The sequence below is a fragment of the Streptomyces anulatus genome (assembly GCF_014650675.1).
In the GTDB taxonomy this organism is placed as follows: Bacteria; Actinomycetota; Actinomycetes; order Streptomycetales; family Streptomycetaceae; genus Streptomyces; species Streptomyces anulatus.
Genome location: NZ_BMVK01000017.1, coordinates 1 through 14987, shown reverse-complemented (window position 1 = coordinate 14987; position 14987 = coordinate 1). Strand labels below are relative to the sequence as shown.

Below are 14987 nucleotides of genomic sequence, written 5' to 3'. Positions count from 1 at the left end.
CCCTCTTGTCCGGCCGCTGTCGGCAGGCTAGCGTCATCTTCGATAGAAAGCGCTTGCTACGGCTGTATGGAGGGACCTTCGTGACACGCAGGACAGTGCGCATCGCCATGAACGGCGTCACGGGGCGCATGGGATACCGGCAGCACCTGGTGCGCTCGATCCTCGCGATCCGTGAGCAGGGAGGCCTGGATCTCGGCGACGGCGAGGTGCTGTGGCCCGAGCCCGTGCTCGTCGGCCGCCGGGCCCACGCCCTGGAGGAACTCGCCGAGCGCCACGGCCTGACCGAGTGGTCGACCGACCTGGACGCGGTCCTCGCGGACGACACGATCGACATCTACTTCGACGCCCAGGTCACCTCGGCCCGGGTGGAGGCGATCAAGAAGGCGATCGCGGCGGGCAAGCACGTCTACACCGAGAAGCCGACCGCCACGGACGTCGAGGGGGCCCTCGACCTGGCCCGGCTCGCCCGGGACGCGGGCATCAAGCACGGCGTCGTCCAGGACAAGATCTTCCTGCCGGGCCTGCTGAAGCTGAAGCGCCTGATCGACGGCGGCTTCTTCGGCGAGATCCTTTCCGTGCGCGGGGAGTTCGGCTACTGGGTCTTCGAGGGCGACTGGCAGGAGGCCCAGCGCCCGTCGTGGAACTACCGCGCGGAGGACGGCGGCGGCATCGTCGTCGACATGTTCCCGCACTGGGAGTACGTGCTCCACGAGCTGTTCGGCCAGGTCACCTCCGTAACGGCCCATGTGCAGACGCACGTTCCGCAGCGCTGGGACGAGCGGGGCAAGCCGTACGAGGCGACCGCCGACGACGCCGCGTACGGCATCTTCCAACTGGCGGGCGGGGCGGTCGCGCAGATCAACTCCTCCTGGACGGTCCGGGTCAACCGCGACGAGCTGGTCGAGTTCCAGGTCGACGGCACCCACGGCTCCGCCGTCGCCGGTCTGCGCAACTGCCGTGTGCAGCACCGCTCGTCGACCCCCAAGCCGGTCTGGAACCCGGACCTCCCGGTCACCGAGTCCTTCCGCGACCAGTGGCAGGAGGTGCCGGACAACCAGCAGTTCGACAACGGCTTCAAGGCGCAGTGGGAGCTGTTCCTGCGCCATGTGGTCCTGGACGAGCCGTACGGCTGGGACCTGCTGGCCGGCGCCCGGGGCGTCCAACTGGCGGAACTGGGACTGAAGTCGTCCGCCGAGGGCCGCCGCTTCGACATCCCGGAGCTGACCCTGTGACCCGCACGACCGGTGCGCGGCGCCGGCGGGGGCCGCTGACATGACGATCCACCTCCCGCAGGGCCCCTACACGCCCCGCGCGACACCGCTCGACCTCGCTCCCGGAGCGGCGGCCCCCACCTCCCGTACGGTCTTCTCGGCGGCGCACGTGGTCGCGGACCCGTACGCGGACATCGGTCCGGACGACCCGGCGGCCGTCGACTGGGAGTCCACGCTCGCCTTCCGCCGCCACCTGTGGGCGCACGGCCTGGGCGTCGCGGAGGCCATGGACACCGCGCAGCGCGGCATGGGCCTGGACTGGGCGGGCGCCGCCGAACTGATCCGCCGCTCCGCCGCCGAGGCGAAGGCGGTGGGCGGCAGGATCGCCTGCGGCGTGGGCACCGACCAGCTGCCCGGCGACGGGACGCCCACCCTGGCCGAGGTCACGGCGGCGTACGAGGAGCAGCTGGCCCTGGCCGAGGAGAACGGCGTCCAGCCGATCCTCATGGCCTCCCGCGCGCTGGTCCGCGCCGCGCGGGGCCCGGAGGACTACCTCGCCACGTACGCCCATCTCCTGCGCCAGGCGTCGGAGCCGGTGATCCTGCACTGGCTGGGTCCGATGTTCGACCCGGCCCTCGCGGGCTACTGGGGCAGCGCCGACCTCGACGAGGCCACGGACACCTTCCTCAAGGTCATCGCCGAACACCCCGACAAGGTCGACGGCATCAAGATCTCCCTCCTGGACGCGGGCCGCGAGATCGACGTCCGCCGCCGCCTCCCGGGCGGGGTGCGCTGCTACACGGGCGACGACTTCAACTACCCGGAACTCATCGCGGGCGACGAACGCGGCTTCAGCCACGCCCTGTTGGGTATCTTCGACCCGCTGGGACCGCTGGCGGCGCACGCGGTACGGGTGCTGGACACGGGAGACGTGGACGGCTTCCGGGCGCTCCTGGACCCCACGGTCGAACTCTCCCGCCACCTCTTCCGGTCGCCGACCCGCTTCTACAAGACGGGCGTGGTGTTCCTGGCCTGGCTCTCCGGCCACCAGGACCACTTCACGATGGTGGGCGGGCTCCAGTCGGCGCGCTCGCTCCCGCATCTGGCGAAGGCGTACGAACTGGCCGACCGCCTGGGCCTGTTCCCGGACCCGGACCTGGCGGAACACCGTATGCGCTCACTGCTCGCGGTCCACGGAGGCACACGATGACCGACGGCCGGCTCTCCCGCCTCTCGCTCAACCAGGAGACCATCAAGCAGTGGTCGCTGCCCGAGCTGACCGAGGGCTGCGTCAAGGCGGGCATCGGCATGGTGGGCCTGTGGCGGGCCCCGGTGCAGGCGTACGGCGTCGAGCGCACGGCCAGGCTCCTGGCGGATGCCGGGCTCACCGTCACCAGCCTCTGCCGGGGCGGCTTCTTCACCGCGCTCGACCCGGCGGAACGGGCCCGCGCCCTGGACGACAACCGGGCGGCGATCGACGAGGCGGCGGCCCTGTCCACCGACACCCTGGTCCTGGTCTCCGGCGGCCTCCCGCCCGGCAGCCGCGATCTGTACGGGGCCCGGGAGCGGGTCGCCGACGCGCTGGCGGAACTGGCCCCGTACGCGGCGACGCGCGGCGTACGCCTGGCCATCGAGCCGCTGCACCCGATGTACGCGTCCGACCGCTGCGTCGTCTCCACGCTCGGCCAGGCCCTGGACATCGCGGAACGCTTCCCGGCCGACCAGGTCGGGGTGGTCGTCGACACCTACCACCTCTGGTGGGACGACCGGGCGCCCGCCCAGATCGCCCGCGCGGGTGCGGGCGGCCGCATCCACTCCTTCCAGCTGGCCGACTGGATCACCCCGCTCCCGGCGGGCGTCCTGCTGGGCCGGGGGCAACTGGGCGACGGAAGCGTGGACTTCCGTGAGTTCCGCCGTCTCGTGGAAGCCGCCGGCTTCGACGGCCCGATCGAGGTGGAGATCTTCAACGAGGCGCTGTGGGCCCGCGACGGGGCGGAGGCGCTGGCGGAAGTGGCGGAGCGCTATGTGCAACATGCCTGCTGAGAGCCCCTGCGCCACCTCGATGGCAAAGAGATCGTAAAGGGCTGCAACCTTTGCGTACCCTCCCGTGTCACACATGGCGTCGGGTACTTCCGGGGAGGGGTCCGGGGGGAACGGGAAGGCCCGACGGGAGGGGAAAGCGAGGGGGGTCCGGCCGTGAGGCCGGGCCCCATTCCGCTGTTCCGGCCCCGCTGTTCCGGCTCCGCTACCGTGTCCGCCATGACGGAGAGCACAGTGGAAGCCTGGCCCGAACCTCCCCTCGCCGGCACCGAGGCGGCAGCCGTCCTCGGCGCGCTGGAGCGCCAGCGGGCCACGCTCGCCTGGAAGTGCTCAGGCCTGGACGCCGCCGGACTGCGGGCCACCGTTGGCGCATCCACCATCACCCTGGGCGGTCTGCTCAAGCACCTGGCGCACGTCGAGGACAGCCACTTCGCGCGTCTGTGGCTCGGTGTTCCGGTCGGCGCGCCCTGGGACGCGGTGGACTGGGACAGCGACCCCGACTGGGCCTATCGCTCCGCCGCCCAGGACACCCCCGGGCAACTGCGCACCCTCTGGCGGGAATCGGCGGCCCGCTCCCGGGCCACGGTCGACGCGGCACTGAGCGCGGGCGGCGGCCTGGACCAGCTCGGCGCCCACGTCACCCGTAGCGGCGAACGCCCGAACCTCCGCCGCATCCTCCTGGACCTCATCGAGGAGTACGCCCGCCACGTCGGCCACGCCGACCTCATCCGGGAGTCCGTCGACGGCCTGACGGGCGAGGACCCGCCGACGCCCCCTTCGGCTGATCAGCCCCGCAACTCCGCGAGCCGGGCCAGCGTGTCGGCGGCGGCTTCGCTCTCCTCGGGCCCGAGCCGGACCGCCGCGGCCTCTTCCAGCAGCACCCCGGCCTTCTCCGCGTCACCCATGCGCTGCGCGATGTCCCCGCGCAGGACGAGAAGGCGCAGCTTCTGCACCGGGGCCGGGTGCTCGTCCGTCAGCCCCAGCACCCGGTCGATGATCTTCGCCGCGCCCGGCAGATCCTGCTTGGAGTCCGCGAAGAGGTCCGCCATGTGCAGGGCGCGGGCGAAGGTCTCCTTCGGCGCGGGCCGGTGGTTCTGGTCCTCGCTGATCGGCTGCCCGATCCGGATCGTGTTCCCGGTCGGGTCGGTCATCAGGAACTGCCGCACCCCGTACGACATGTCCTTCAGCGGACCGATGTGCGGCAACCCCCGTGCCGGGACGCGCCCGTAGGCCTCCTTGAGGCCGGCCCGGAACGCCGCATGCAGGCCGTCCACGTCATCGGTGAGGACATAGCACCCGGAGTGGGAGGACGCCGGGTCGTACTCCTTCATGCCGTACAGCCGGAGTTCGACCGCTCCCCGCTCGACGACCGCGTACGCGTACGGGCTCTTCTGCAGGTACGTCGTCGCGAAGCCGAGGGCGGTGTAGAAGTCGACGGTGGTCTCGATCAGCGAGGTGCGGCAGGGCAGCATCGGGATGGTCGTCTCGGTCATGCGGGCAGCGTAGTCAAATTTGAGTACTGGGGGCAAGGCGTGCTCGGCGGCCGGTCTCCGCCCCTGTGTGTCTTCGCGTGCCCATGGGTCGGGAGCGGGCGCCGGGGGCCTTCAGGAGTGAAAATTCTCGCCGCCCCGGCGCGTTTTCGCAGGTGGGGTACGGCGGCACAGGTCTAGACCGCAGGGCCTCTTTACGCCTTCCCCCGCCCGTGCGTTACTCATGACATGTCCATGGCGTCCGGTAATCGGATGCCATGGATCTCTTCCCGTCAACGTGCCCGGAGGTGGCTGTGCCCGCGTACCGTTCTCCGTCCCGCCGACTCAAGAGATCCAGAGGCGCTCTGCTCGCAGGAGCTCTCGGCAGCGCCGCGGCGCTGATCCTGACCGCCACGGGCACGGCCGTCGCCGCGCCGCCCGCACCCGATGAGCCGGTCCGGTCCGGACAGGCATGGATGGGGGCGGGGACCCGCATCGAGCAGGGGCCCGCGTCCTCCGCGCCGGGCGGCGTGACACCGATGGATACCAGCGGCGTCCAGGGCATCGACGTCTCCCACTGGCAGGGGGCGATCAACTGGGGCTCGGTGAAGGCCGCGGGCATCGACTTCGCCTACATGAAGGCCACCGAGGGCACGACCTACAAGGACAGCCGCTTCAGCGCCAACTACACCGGCTCCTACAACGCCGGCCTGATCCGGGGCGCCTACCACTTCGCCCGCCCCGACGTCTCCAACGGGGCGACGCAGGCGAACTACTTCGCGAGCAGCGGCGGAGGGTGGTCCAAGGACGGCAAGACCCTCCCCGGGGTGCTGGACATCGAGCACAACCCGTACGGCGCCATGTGCTACGGCCTCTCCACGACCCAGATGCGCACGTGGATCAACGACTTCTACACCACGTACAAGGCGCGCACCACCCGGGACGTCGTGATCTACACGACGGCCAGCTGGTGGAACACCTGCACCGGGAGCTGGACCGGCATGGCCGCCAAGTCCCCGCTCTGGGTGGCCCACTGGGGCACCAGCAGCCCGAACATCCCCAGCGGCTTCCCCACCTGGACGATCTGGCAGTACTCGGCCACGGGGCGGGTCGCCGGAGTCTCCGGTGACGTGGACCGCAACAAGTTCAACGGCAGCTTCGCCCGGCTCCAGGCCCTCGCCAACAACACGGCGTAGCGGCCCCGCCCCAGCGGCGGCCGGGTGAGTACAGCCCCCACCCGGCCGTACCGCCGCCACCTGCCGCAGCCACCGCCGTTGTCACTGTCACCACCGCTGTCACCACCGCTGTCACCACCGCTGTCACCGTCACCGTCCGGCAGGCCCGGAACGACCACACGCCAGGAGTCCGCCGTGAACCTTCCTCAGCCGTCCCGCCGTCACGTCCTGCTCGCCGGTGCCGGCGGCCTTGCGGCCGTCGCCTTACCCGGAGCGGCCCACGCCGCCGACGTCGTCGAACCGGACATCGACGGCACGTCCCAGTGGAAGGCCCGTCCGCCCCAGGGGCCGATCGACCTGGTGGGCAAGCGGCCCACCATGATCGTCGTGCACCACACGGTCAGCGCCAACACCTCCGACGTCTCCCGCGCCCAGGCCCACAGTCACGCCCACTGGGTCCAGGACCTGCACATGGACAAGAACGGATGGACCGACACCGGCTACCACTTCCTCGTCAGCCGGGGCGGCTGGATCACCGAGGGCCGCCACCAGAGCCTCAGCACACTGCGGGGCGGCAGGGACTTCGTCATGGGCGCGCACACCTCCGGCCAGAACGGGGCGGGCATCGGCATCGCCAACGAGGGCGCGTACCACGACGGAGCGCAACCGCCGCGTGCCCAGTGGGAGGTCCTGGTGGCGCTCTGCGCCTACACCTGCGGCCAGTACGGCATCGCGCCGAGCCGCATCTACGGACACAAGGACTTCGGCGACACCCTCTGCCCGGGCGTGCTGCACGACAAGCTGCCGCAACTGCGCAGCGAGGTCGCGGCGAGCATGGGCTGAGCGCGTACCGGCTCGCGTGGAACGAGGGCGGTGAGGCGAGGTACGTGGAAGGCCGGGAAGCTCTTCCCGTCCGACGCGTGCCGCAGGTGCGGGAGGGGTGCGAGGCCGATATCGGGTACCTGGACGACGACCACCTCTGCTTTGGCCTTGCCGCGTAGACGTACGGGCGTACAGGCGGGAAAACCGCGTTGGCGGATCGTTGGCCCGACGACGGCGGGATCATGCGGACTTGGGGGCCATGTCGGCCGCCTCCCGAGGACGCACTCCCCGGCGACACCCGGCCCCGGAGCACGTCCCCGCGGGCCGAGGTGTCGTTCAGGCGCGTGCGGACATCAGGCTGCCGGGGGAGCGGCGTCGACGGCGGAGCCGTCCGCACCGGTCGCCGCACCGGGCCGTGCGCGTCGCGCGTCCGGGGCCGAAGGGCCCTTCGGCCCCGGCGACATGAACAGCGTCGCGGCCAGCGCCAGGAGCAGCAGCCCCGCGCAGACGTACCCGGAGACCTGGACCCCGACCGCCATCGCCTCGCGGGCCGCCTCCGCCGCCGATGCCGTACGCGGCTCCGCGGCCAGCGTCCCGATCACCGATCCGGCACTGTCCGTCACCATGCTCCCGAGGCGGTCCGCCTCGTCGGCCGCGACGCCGTCCCGGGTGAGGCGGTCCGTCATTCCGGAGGCCAGGGTGCTGAAGAACAGGGTGGTCAGGAGGGCGATGCCGAGGGCCGACCCGAGCTCACGGGCCGCGCTCTGGATGCCCGAGGCCTGGCCTCCGCTCCGCTCCGGCACGTCCACGAGGACGATGTTGGTGACCTGCGCCGTGGCGAAGCCGACGCCGATCCCGTACACGAACAACGCGAGGGCGATGAGCCACCAGGAGCTGTCCGTGGACGCGGTCAGGGCCAGCGTCGTCAGCCCTGCGGCCTCCAGTGCCAGGCCGATGCGGACCTGGGCGAGCGCGGGCACGGTCGCGGCCATCGGGAAGCTCGCACCGGAGGCGACGAAGCTGCCGGCGGCCAGCGCGACGAGGGCGAGGCCCGCCTCGAACGCGCTGTAGCCGAGCGCGAATTGCAGCCAGAGCGGCAGTACCGCGATGATGCCGAACTCGCCGAGACCGACCATCAACGTGACGAAGTTGCCGTTGCGGAACGAGCGGATGGAGAACAGTCCCACGTCCATCAGCGGTTCGTCGCCCGCCCGGCCCAGCGCGGTCTGCCTGCGCCAGAACACCCCCAGGGCCAGGACGGACAGGAGCAGCGCGACGAACACGGGCGAGAGTCCGCCGGACCAGGAGAAGCCCCCGATCTCCAGCGGCTCCGTCGTCAGCAGCCAGCCGTACGCGCGCCCCTCGATCAGGACGAACGCGAGAAGCCCCAGGCCCGCCGCCGACAGCACCGCGCCGGCGCCGTCGATACGGCCCGGGGTGCGGGGTGAGGCGTCCAGGTGCAGGAGCACCCCCACCACGATGAGGGCGACCAGCGGGATGTTGATGCCGAAGGCCCACCGCCAGGAGATGTCGGCGAGCCACCCGCCCAGCAGCGGGCCCACGGCCGCCGCCGCTCCGATGGTCGAGCCCCACACGGCGAACGCCTGGCCGCGCGCCCGCCCGGTGAACGTGGCGTTCAGCAGGGCCAGCGAGGTGGGCAGCATCATCGCACCGCCGACGCCCTGGACGAACCGGGCGAGGATCAGCAGTCCGCCGCTGGGCGCCAACGCGGCCAGCAGGCTCGTCACGCCGAAGACGGCGAGGCCCAGCAGGAAGATCCGGCGTGCGCCGTACAGGTCGCTGAGGCGCCCGGTGACCAGGAGGAGCGCCGCGAACGTGATCGCGTACGACTCCTGGATCCACTGGGCCTCCGACGATCCGATGGAGAGGTCCTCGATGATCGGCGCGAGGATCACATTGACGATCGTCATGTCGACGACGATCAGGGCCACGCCGAGCGCCACGGCGACGAGGCCGAGCCACTGGCGTGCTGTGGGAGGGGTTTCCGCTGTTTCGGGCACAGTGCTTCGACTCCCCAAAGTTGCTTTGCGGTAAAGATAGATACCTTTGCGGCAAAGGTAAATGTGACGGGGTAGGTTGTCAAAGCAGGTGGTGGGAGACGTGACCGGAGGGCTTGCGGCGGATCCGGCGGAGAGTGGGGCAGCGCCGATGGCGAACGGGCACGGGGCGGACGGCGACCGCGAAAGCGAAAGCGAAAGCGACGGGAGCGCGAACGGGAACGGCGACAGCACGGCCGGCCGCGAGGCCGTCCGGGTCGACCGTGTGATGGACGGCCTGCGCGCCTTCGGGGCCAACTACACCGAGTTCACCCGCCGCTTCGCGACGTGGCTCGGGCTGCACTCCACCGACGCCGCCGCCCTCGTCGAGATCCTCTACGCGGAGGACCAGGGCACACCCCTGTCACCGGCCCGGCTCAGTGAGCGCGTCTCGCTCTCCTCCGGCGCGACCGCCATCCTCCTCAAGCGGCTCGAACAGGCGGGGCACATTGTCCGCACCCGCGAGAGCGCCGACCGCCGCGTGGTGACCCTGCGCAGCAGTCCCGGCATCCGGCCGAGGGCCATCGCGTTCTTCGGCCCCTACTCCGAGCGGATGGCCGAGGCGATGGCGGCCTACTCGCCGCAGGAGATCCAGCACTTCGAGAACTTCCTCGGCACGCTGCGCACCACCATGGACGCCCTGCTGGCGCACGAGTACGAGGGCGGCGGGCCGACACCCCCCACCCCCTGACGGGAGTCCCGGCCGCGAACCGCGCTGTCAGCACCACCCGGTAGCGTCGGGTCATGTCCAACTTGGCCGTCCTCGAAGGTGTCCTGGAGCGGATCACCTACGCCAACGAGGAGAACGGGTACACGGTCGCCCGCGTCGACACCGGACGCGGAGCCGGGGACCTCCTCACCGTCGTCGGTGCGCTGCTCGGCGCGCAGGTCGGCGAATCGCTGCGGATGGAGGGCCGTTGGGGCTCGCACTCCCAGTACGGCAAGCAGTTCACCGTGGAGAACTACACCACCGTGCTGCCCGCCACCATCCAGGGCATCCGCCGCTATCTCGGCTCCGGACTGATCAAGGGCATCGGGCCGGTGATGGCCGACCGGATCACCACCCACTTCGGCGTCGACACCCTCGACATCATCGAGCAGGAGCCGAAGCGCCTCGTCGAGGTTCCCGGCCTCGGCCCCAAACGCACGAAGATGATCGCGGCAGCCTGGGAGGAGCAGAAGGCGATCAAGGAGGTCATGGTCTTCCTCCAGGGCGTCGGCGTCTCCACCTCCATCGCCGTCCGCATCTACAAGAAGTACGAGGACGCCTCGATCTCCGTCGTGAAGAACCAGCCCTACCGGCTGGCCGCCGACGTCTGGGGCATCGGCTTCCTCACCGCCGACCGGATCGCCCAAGCCGTCGGCATCCCGCACGACAGCCCCGAACGGGTCAAGGCCGGCCTCCAGTACGCCCTGTCCCAGTCCTCCGACCAGGGGCACTGCTACCTCCCCGAGGAACGGCTCATCGCGGACGGCGTCAAGCTGCTCCAGGTCGACACCGGGCTGGTCATCGAGTGCCTGGCCGAGCTCGCCGCCGATCCGGAGGGCGTCGTACGGGAGAAGGTGCCGTCCCCCGAGGGCGGCGAACCGGTCACGGCCGTCTACCTGGTCCCCTTCCACCGGGCCGAGCTGTCCCTCGCCGGGCAGCTGCGCCGCCTCCTGAACACCGGCGAGGACCGGATGCCGGCCTTCGGGGACGTGGACTGGGACAAGGCCCTGGCCTGGCTCGCCACCCGTACGGGGGCCGACCTCGCGCCCGAGCAGGAACAGGCCGTACGGCTCGCGCTCAGCCGGAAGGTGGCCGTCCTGACCGGGGGGCCCGGCTGCGGGAAGTCGTTCACCGTACGGTCCATCGTCGAGCTGGCCCGGGCGAAGAAGGCCAAGGTGGTGCTCGCCGCCCCCACCGGGCGCGCCGCCAAACGCCTCTCCGAGCTGACCGGGGCCGAGGCGTCCACCGTGCACCGGCTCCTGGAGCTGCGGCCGGGCGGGGACGCGGCCTACGACCGGGACCGCCCGCTGGACGCGGATCTGGTCGTCGTGGACGAGGCGTCGATGCTCGATCTGCTGCTCGCCAACAAGCTCGTGAAGGCGGTGGCACCCGGTGCCCACCTCCTCCTGGTGGGTGACGTCGACCAACTGCCCTCGGTCGGCGCGGGGGAGGTGCTGAGCGACCTGCTCGCGGAGGGCGGCCCGGTCCCCGCCGTCCGGCTCACCCGGATCTTCCGCCAGGCCCAGCAGTCCGGCGTCGTGACGAACGCCCACCGGATCAACGCCGGGCAGCCGCCGCTCACGGAAGGGCTGAGCGACTTCTTCCTCTTCGTGGAGGACGAGACGGAGGACGCGGGCAAGCTCGCCGTCGATGTGGCGGCCCGCCGCATTCCGGCCAAGTTCGGCCTCGATCCACGCCGTGACGTGCAGGTTCTCGCCCCGATGCACCGCGGCCCCGCCGGTGCCGGCCAGCTGAACGGACTGCTCCAGCAGGCCATCACCCCGGCCCGGCCCGACCTCCCCGAGAAGCGGTTCGGCGGCCGGGTCTTCCGCGTCGGCGACAAGGTCACCCAGATCCGCAACAACTACGACAAGGGCGAGAACGGCGTCTTCAACGGCACGGTCGGTGTCGTCACCGGCCTGGACGTGGACGAGCAGAAACTCACCGTCCGCACCGACGAGGACGAGGAGATCGGCTACGACTTCGACGAGCTGGACGAGCTGGCCCACGCGTACGCCATGACCATCCACCGCTCCCAGGGCAGCGAGTATCCGGCCGTCGTCATCCCTGTCACCACCAGCGCCTGGATGATGCTCCAGCGCAACCTGCTCTACACGGCCGTGACGAGGGCCAGGAAGCTGGTGGTCCTGGTCGGGTCCCGTAAGGCGATCGGCCAGGCGGTCCGCACGGTTTCCGCAGGCAGACGCTGTACGGCACTGGATTTCCGGCTTCGGGGCGGCTCGGGCGAAGACTTCGCGTGACCCCTCCGAAAAAATGATCGATCAAATCGGTGGGAAACATCACGGAGGTCTTCCGGAACCGCAGTCAAGGGGGCAGGATGAGTAAGTTGGCGGCACTCAGTGCCGCCAGTAGGTCCAATGGACGACCCCGAGTGCACTCTCCTGAGCCGAATGGGGGAGGGTGGAAGACAGTCAGGGCACCTCGAAGAAGAGGCACTACGTCGGTGAGGGATGACGTGAGCGAGCACACCAACAACGCTGTAGTACTGCGGTACGGCGATGACGAGTACACCTACCCGGTGATCGACAGCACCGTCGGCGACAAGGGCTTCGACATCGGGAAGCTCCGGGCCAATACCGGCCTGGTGACGCTGGACAGCGGATACGGCAACACCGCCGCCTATAAATCCGCCATCACGTACCTCGACGGTGAGCAGGGCATTCTGCGCTACCGCGGATACCCGATCGAGCAGCTCGCCGAGCGCTCGTCGTTCCTCGAGGTCGCGTACACGCTGATCAACGGCGACCTGCCGAAGGTCGACGAGCTGGCGACCTTCAAGAACGAGATCACCCAGCACACGCTGCTGCACGAGGACGTCAAGCGGTTCTTCGACGGCTTCCCGCGCGACGCCCACCCGATGGCCATGCTGTCCTCGGTCGTCAGCGCGCTGTCCACGTTCTACCAGGACAGCCACAACCCGTTCGACGAGCAGCAGCGTCACCTCTCGACGATCCGCCTCCTGGCGAAGCTCCCGACGATCGCGGCGTACGCCTACAAGAAGTCGATCGGGCACCCCTTCGTCTACCCGCGCAACGACCTCGGGTACGTCGAGAACTTCCTGCGCATGACCTTCTCGGTCCCCGCCCAGGAGTACGAGCTGGACCCGGTCGTCGTCTCGGCGCTGGACAAGCTGCTCATCCTGCACGCGGACCACGAGCAGAACTGTTCGACCTCCACCGTGCGTCTGGTCGGCTCCTCGCAGGCGAACATGTTCGCCTCGATCTCCGCCGGCATCTCGGCGCTGTGGGGCCCCCTGCACGGTGGCGCCAACCAGTCGGTGCTGGAGATGCTGGAAGGCATCCAGGCCAACGGCGGCGACGTCGACTCCTTCATCCGCAAGGTGAAGAACAAGGAGGACGGCGTCCGCCTGATGGGCTTCGGCCACCGGGTGTACAAGTCCTTCGACCCGCGCGCCAAGATCATCAAGGCCGCCGCCCACGACGTGCTGTCCGCGCTCGGCAAGTCCGACGAGCTGCTCGACATCGCGCTCAAGCTGGAGGAGCACGCGCTCTCCGACGACTACTTCGTCTCGCGCAACCTCTACCCCAACGTGGACTTCTACACCGGTCTGATCTACCGGGCCATGGGCTTCCCGACCGAGATGTTCACCGTGCTCTTCGCGCTCGGCCGCCTTCCCGGCTGGATCGCCCAGTGGCACGAGATGATCAAGGAGCCGGGTTCCCGCATCGGCCGCCCGCGCCAGATCTACACCGGCGAGGTCCTGCGCGACTTCGTCCCGGTCGAGGGCCGCTGACCCGGACCCCGTGTCGAGGTCGTCGACCAGGACCTCGTAACCCCCCGTAGTGCCCGGCCTCTTCGGCCGACTGCCTTCGCCCCGCGTACCGCGCTTCGCACAGAGCGCGGTGTCCGGGGCGATTCGGCGTTCCAGGGGCTGGAGCGGGAGGGGCCCGGAAAGCGAGAAGCGCCCCGCCGCCGATCCCCCCACGGGTCGACGGTCAGGGCGCTTCCCATATCCCGGAGCGGATTCCCCCCACGGGATCCGGCCGGGCGTCTGCGGGAAGCCGAAGCTCCCGTTGTTCTGTTGTGCTGCGGTCCGCCGGGGTACGTACGCACGGGAGGGCCGCTCAAAGCTCCCCGGTGCACGTGCCCCGGCCAACGCTTGCCACAGGAGCGTCCCCCAAGACACTCCATCGGACGTCCCCCAAGACATCCTTGGCTCGCACTCTAAGACTCGCGAACCCACCGGATGGTTACCCTGAAACCGGTGTGATCTAAATCTCTTTGTGGAAGTTACGTGAAGGCACGCAACCGTAGGCTGTTCGTGACGACGAACACGGACGAAAACGCCATGGCGGCTCCCGCGATCATAGGGTTGAGCAGGCCACTTGCAGCCAGGGGCAAGGCCGCGACGTTGTACCCGAAGGCCCAGAAGAGGTTGCCCCTGATGGTGGCCAGCGTACGCCTGGAGAGGCGGATTGCGTCAGCCGTCACCTTGAGATCTCCACGAACCAGCGTGAGGTCGCTCGCCTCGATCGCCGCATCCGTCCCGGTGCCCATCGCCAGCCCCAGGTCCGCCGTGGCGAGGGCGGCCGCGTCGTTGACCCCGTCGCCGACCATCGCGACGACCCGGCCCTCGGCCTGAAGGCGCTTCACGACGTTCACCTTGTCCTCGGGAAGCACCTCCGCGTGGACCTCGTCGATGCCGACCTCGCGTGCCACGGCCTCCGCGACCGCCCGGTTGTCGCCGGTCAGCAGGACGGGCTTGAGCCCCAGGGCGCGCAGCTCGCTCACGGCGGCCGCACTGCTGTCCTTGACCGCGTCCGCCACCCCGAACACGCCCCGCGCCTCCCCGTCCCAGGCCACGACGACCGCCGTGCGGCCGAGCTCCTCGGCCTCCGCCAGGGCCTCCGACAGCGCGGGCGGGAGGGGGATCGCCGCGTCGGCGAGGAGCCGGGGCCGTCCGACGAGGACGGTGTGGCCCTCGACGATGCCCTGGACGCCGAGTCCGGGGATGTTCTGGAAGTCCTCGGGGGTGGGGAGGGGGCCGGTGGTGTCGGTGGCTGCGGTGGCGACGGCTTGGGCGATGGGGTGTTCGGAGGCGTTTTCGAGTGCTCCGGCGATGCGGAGGACTTCGGTTGTGGTGGTGGTTTTGGTGGTGTGGGTGGTCTGGAGGGTCATGCGGCCGGTGGTGACGGTGCCGGTCTTGTCGAGGACGATGGTGTCGGCGCGGCGGGTGGTTTCGAGGACTTCGGGGCCCTTGATGAGGATGCCGAGCTGGGCGCCTCGGCCGGTGCCGACCATGAGGGCGGTGGGTGTGGCGAGGCCGAGGGCGCAGGGGCAGGCGATGATGAGGACGGCGACGGCTGCGGTGAAGGCGGCGGTGAGTCCGGCGCCGTTGCCGAGCCAGAAGCCGAGGGTTCCCAGGGCGAGGGCGATGACGATGGGGACGAAGACGGCGGAGATGCGGTCGGCGAGGCGTTGTGCGGAGGCTTTGCCGTTCTGGGCGTCCTCGACGAGGCGGG

Annotated in this window: 11 protein-coding genes and 1 pseudogene; 9 read left to right on the top strand and 3 right to left on the bottom strand. The window is 70.2% G+C overall.

Going from position 1 to position 14987, the window contains the following annotated elements; all coding sequences use genetic code 11:
* Positions 1-80 precede the first annotated feature (80 nt).
* The 4 genes and pseudogenes from IE272_RS30880 to IE272_RS30865 form a co-directional block, all read left to right on the top strand.
* The gene (locus IE272_RS30880; protein WP_190009098.1) at positions 81-1232 is read left to right on the top strand and encodes a Gfo/Idh/MocA family protein; all 1152 of its coding nucleotides are present in this window, start codon (positions 81-83) and stop codon (positions 1230-1232) included.
* A gap of 40 nt (positions 1233-1272) precedes the next feature.
* Positions 1273-2421, top strand: a complete 1149-nt coding sequence (locus IE272_RS30875) for a dihydrodipicolinate synthase family protein (protein ID WP_190009096.1) — start codon at positions 1273-1275, stop codon at positions 2419-2421.
* The gene (locus IE272_RS30870) at positions 2418-3254 is read left to right on the top strand and encodes a sugar phosphate isomerase/epimerase family protein (RefSeq protein WP_050360839.1); all 837 of its coding nucleotides are present in this window, start codon (positions 2418-2420) and stop codon (positions 3252-3254) included. Before IE272_RS30875 ends, IE272_RS30870 begins: the two co-directional genes overlap by 4 nt.
* A gap of 216 nt (positions 3255-3470) precedes the next feature.
* Positions 3471-4016: pseudogene (locus IE272_RS30865) on the top strand (DinB family protein); the annotation flags it as partial.
* A 20-nt stretch (positions 4017-4036) separates the two neighbouring features.
* Here the strand turns inward: IE272_RS30865 and IE272_RS30860 are convergent.
* Complete coding sequence (locus tag IE272_RS30860) at positions 4037-4744, bottom strand: VOC family protein (RefSeq protein WP_190009094.1); 708 nt, start codon at positions 4742-4744, stop codon at positions 4037-4039.
* A gap of 290 nt (positions 4745-5034) precedes the next feature.
* On the opposite strand from IE272_RS30860, the gene IE272_RS30855 reads away from it, so the two are divergent.
* On the top strand, positions 5035-5916 hold the full coding sequence (locus tag IE272_RS30855; protein ID WP_050360836.1) for a lysozyme: 882 nt from the start codon (positions 5035-5037) through the stop codon (positions 5914-5916).
* A gap of 174 nt (positions 5917-6090) precedes the next feature.
* Entirely contained in the window at positions 6091-6738 is a 648-nt protein-coding gene (locus IE272_RS30850) for a peptidoglycan recognition protein family protein (RefSeq protein WP_050360835.1), read from the top strand.
* A 332-nt stretch (positions 6739-7070) separates the two neighbouring features.
* Here the strand turns inward: IE272_RS30850 and IE272_RS30845 are convergent, their stop codons facing one another.
* Positions 7071-8648, bottom strand: a complete 1578-nt coding sequence (locus IE272_RS30845) for an MFS transporter (protein WP_229897858.1) — start codon at positions 8646-8648, stop codon at positions 7071-7073.
* 238 nt (positions 8649-8886) lie between these two features.
* On the opposite strand from IE272_RS30845, the gene IE272_RS30840 reads away from it, so the two are divergent.
* The 3 genes from IE272_RS30840 (at position 8887) to IE272_RS30830 (ending at position 13258) form a co-directional block, all read left to right on the top strand.
* Positions 8887-9465 (top strand): MarR family winged helix-turn-helix transcriptional regulator, encoded by a 579-nt coding sequence (locus tag IE272_RS30840; RefSeq protein WP_050360833.1) that lies wholly within the window; start codon positions 8887-8889, stop codon positions 9463-9465.
* Positions 9466-9518: 53 nt separating this feature from the next.
* Positions 9519-11744, top strand: coding sequence for an SF1B family DNA helicase RecD2 (gene recD2, locus IE272_RS30835; RefSeq protein ID WP_098890935.1), 2226 nt, complete (start codon positions 9519-9521; stop codon positions 11742-11744).
* A gap of 215 nt (positions 11745-11959) precedes the next feature.
* Positions 11960-13258 (top strand): citrate synthase, encoded by a 1299-nt coding sequence (locus IE272_RS30830; RefSeq protein ID WP_003969077.1) that lies wholly within the window; start codon positions 11960-11962, stop codon positions 13256-13258.
* A 497-nt stretch (positions 13259-13755) separates the two neighbouring features.
* Here IE272_RS30830 and IE272_RS30825 read toward each other — a convergent pair.
* Positions 13756-14987, bottom strand: a 1232-nt coding sequence (locus IE272_RS30825) for a heavy metal translocating P-type ATPase (RefSeq protein ID WP_190009092.1), incomplete at its 5' end; no start/stop codon positions are given.

Bases quoted from the DNA above. Each gene is read 5' to 3' on its own strand.
- IE272_RS30840 (WP_050360833.1), top strand. From the start codon at position 8,887: ATGGCGAACGGGCACGGGGCGGACGGCGACCGCGAAAGCGAAAGCGAA.
- recD2 (WP_098890935.1), top strand. From the start codon at position 9,519: ATGTCCAACTTGGCCGTCCTCGAAGGTGTCCTGGAGCGGATCACCTAC.
- IE272_RS30845 (WP_229897858.1), bottom strand. From the start codon at position 8,648: ATGACGATCGTCAATGTGATCCTCGCGCCGATCATCGAGGACCTCTCC.
- IE272_RS30870 (WP_050360839.1), top strand. From the start codon at position 2,418: ATGACCGACGGCCGGCTCTCCCGCCTCTCGCTCAACCAGGAGACCATC.
- IE272_RS30860 (WP_190009094.1), bottom strand. From the start codon at position 4,744: ATGACCGAGACGACCATCCCGATGCTGCCCTGCCGCACCTCGCTGATC.
- IE272_RS30875 (WP_190009096.1), top strand. From the start codon at position 1,273: ATGACGATCCACCTCCCGCAGGGCCCCTACACGCCCCGCGCGACACCG.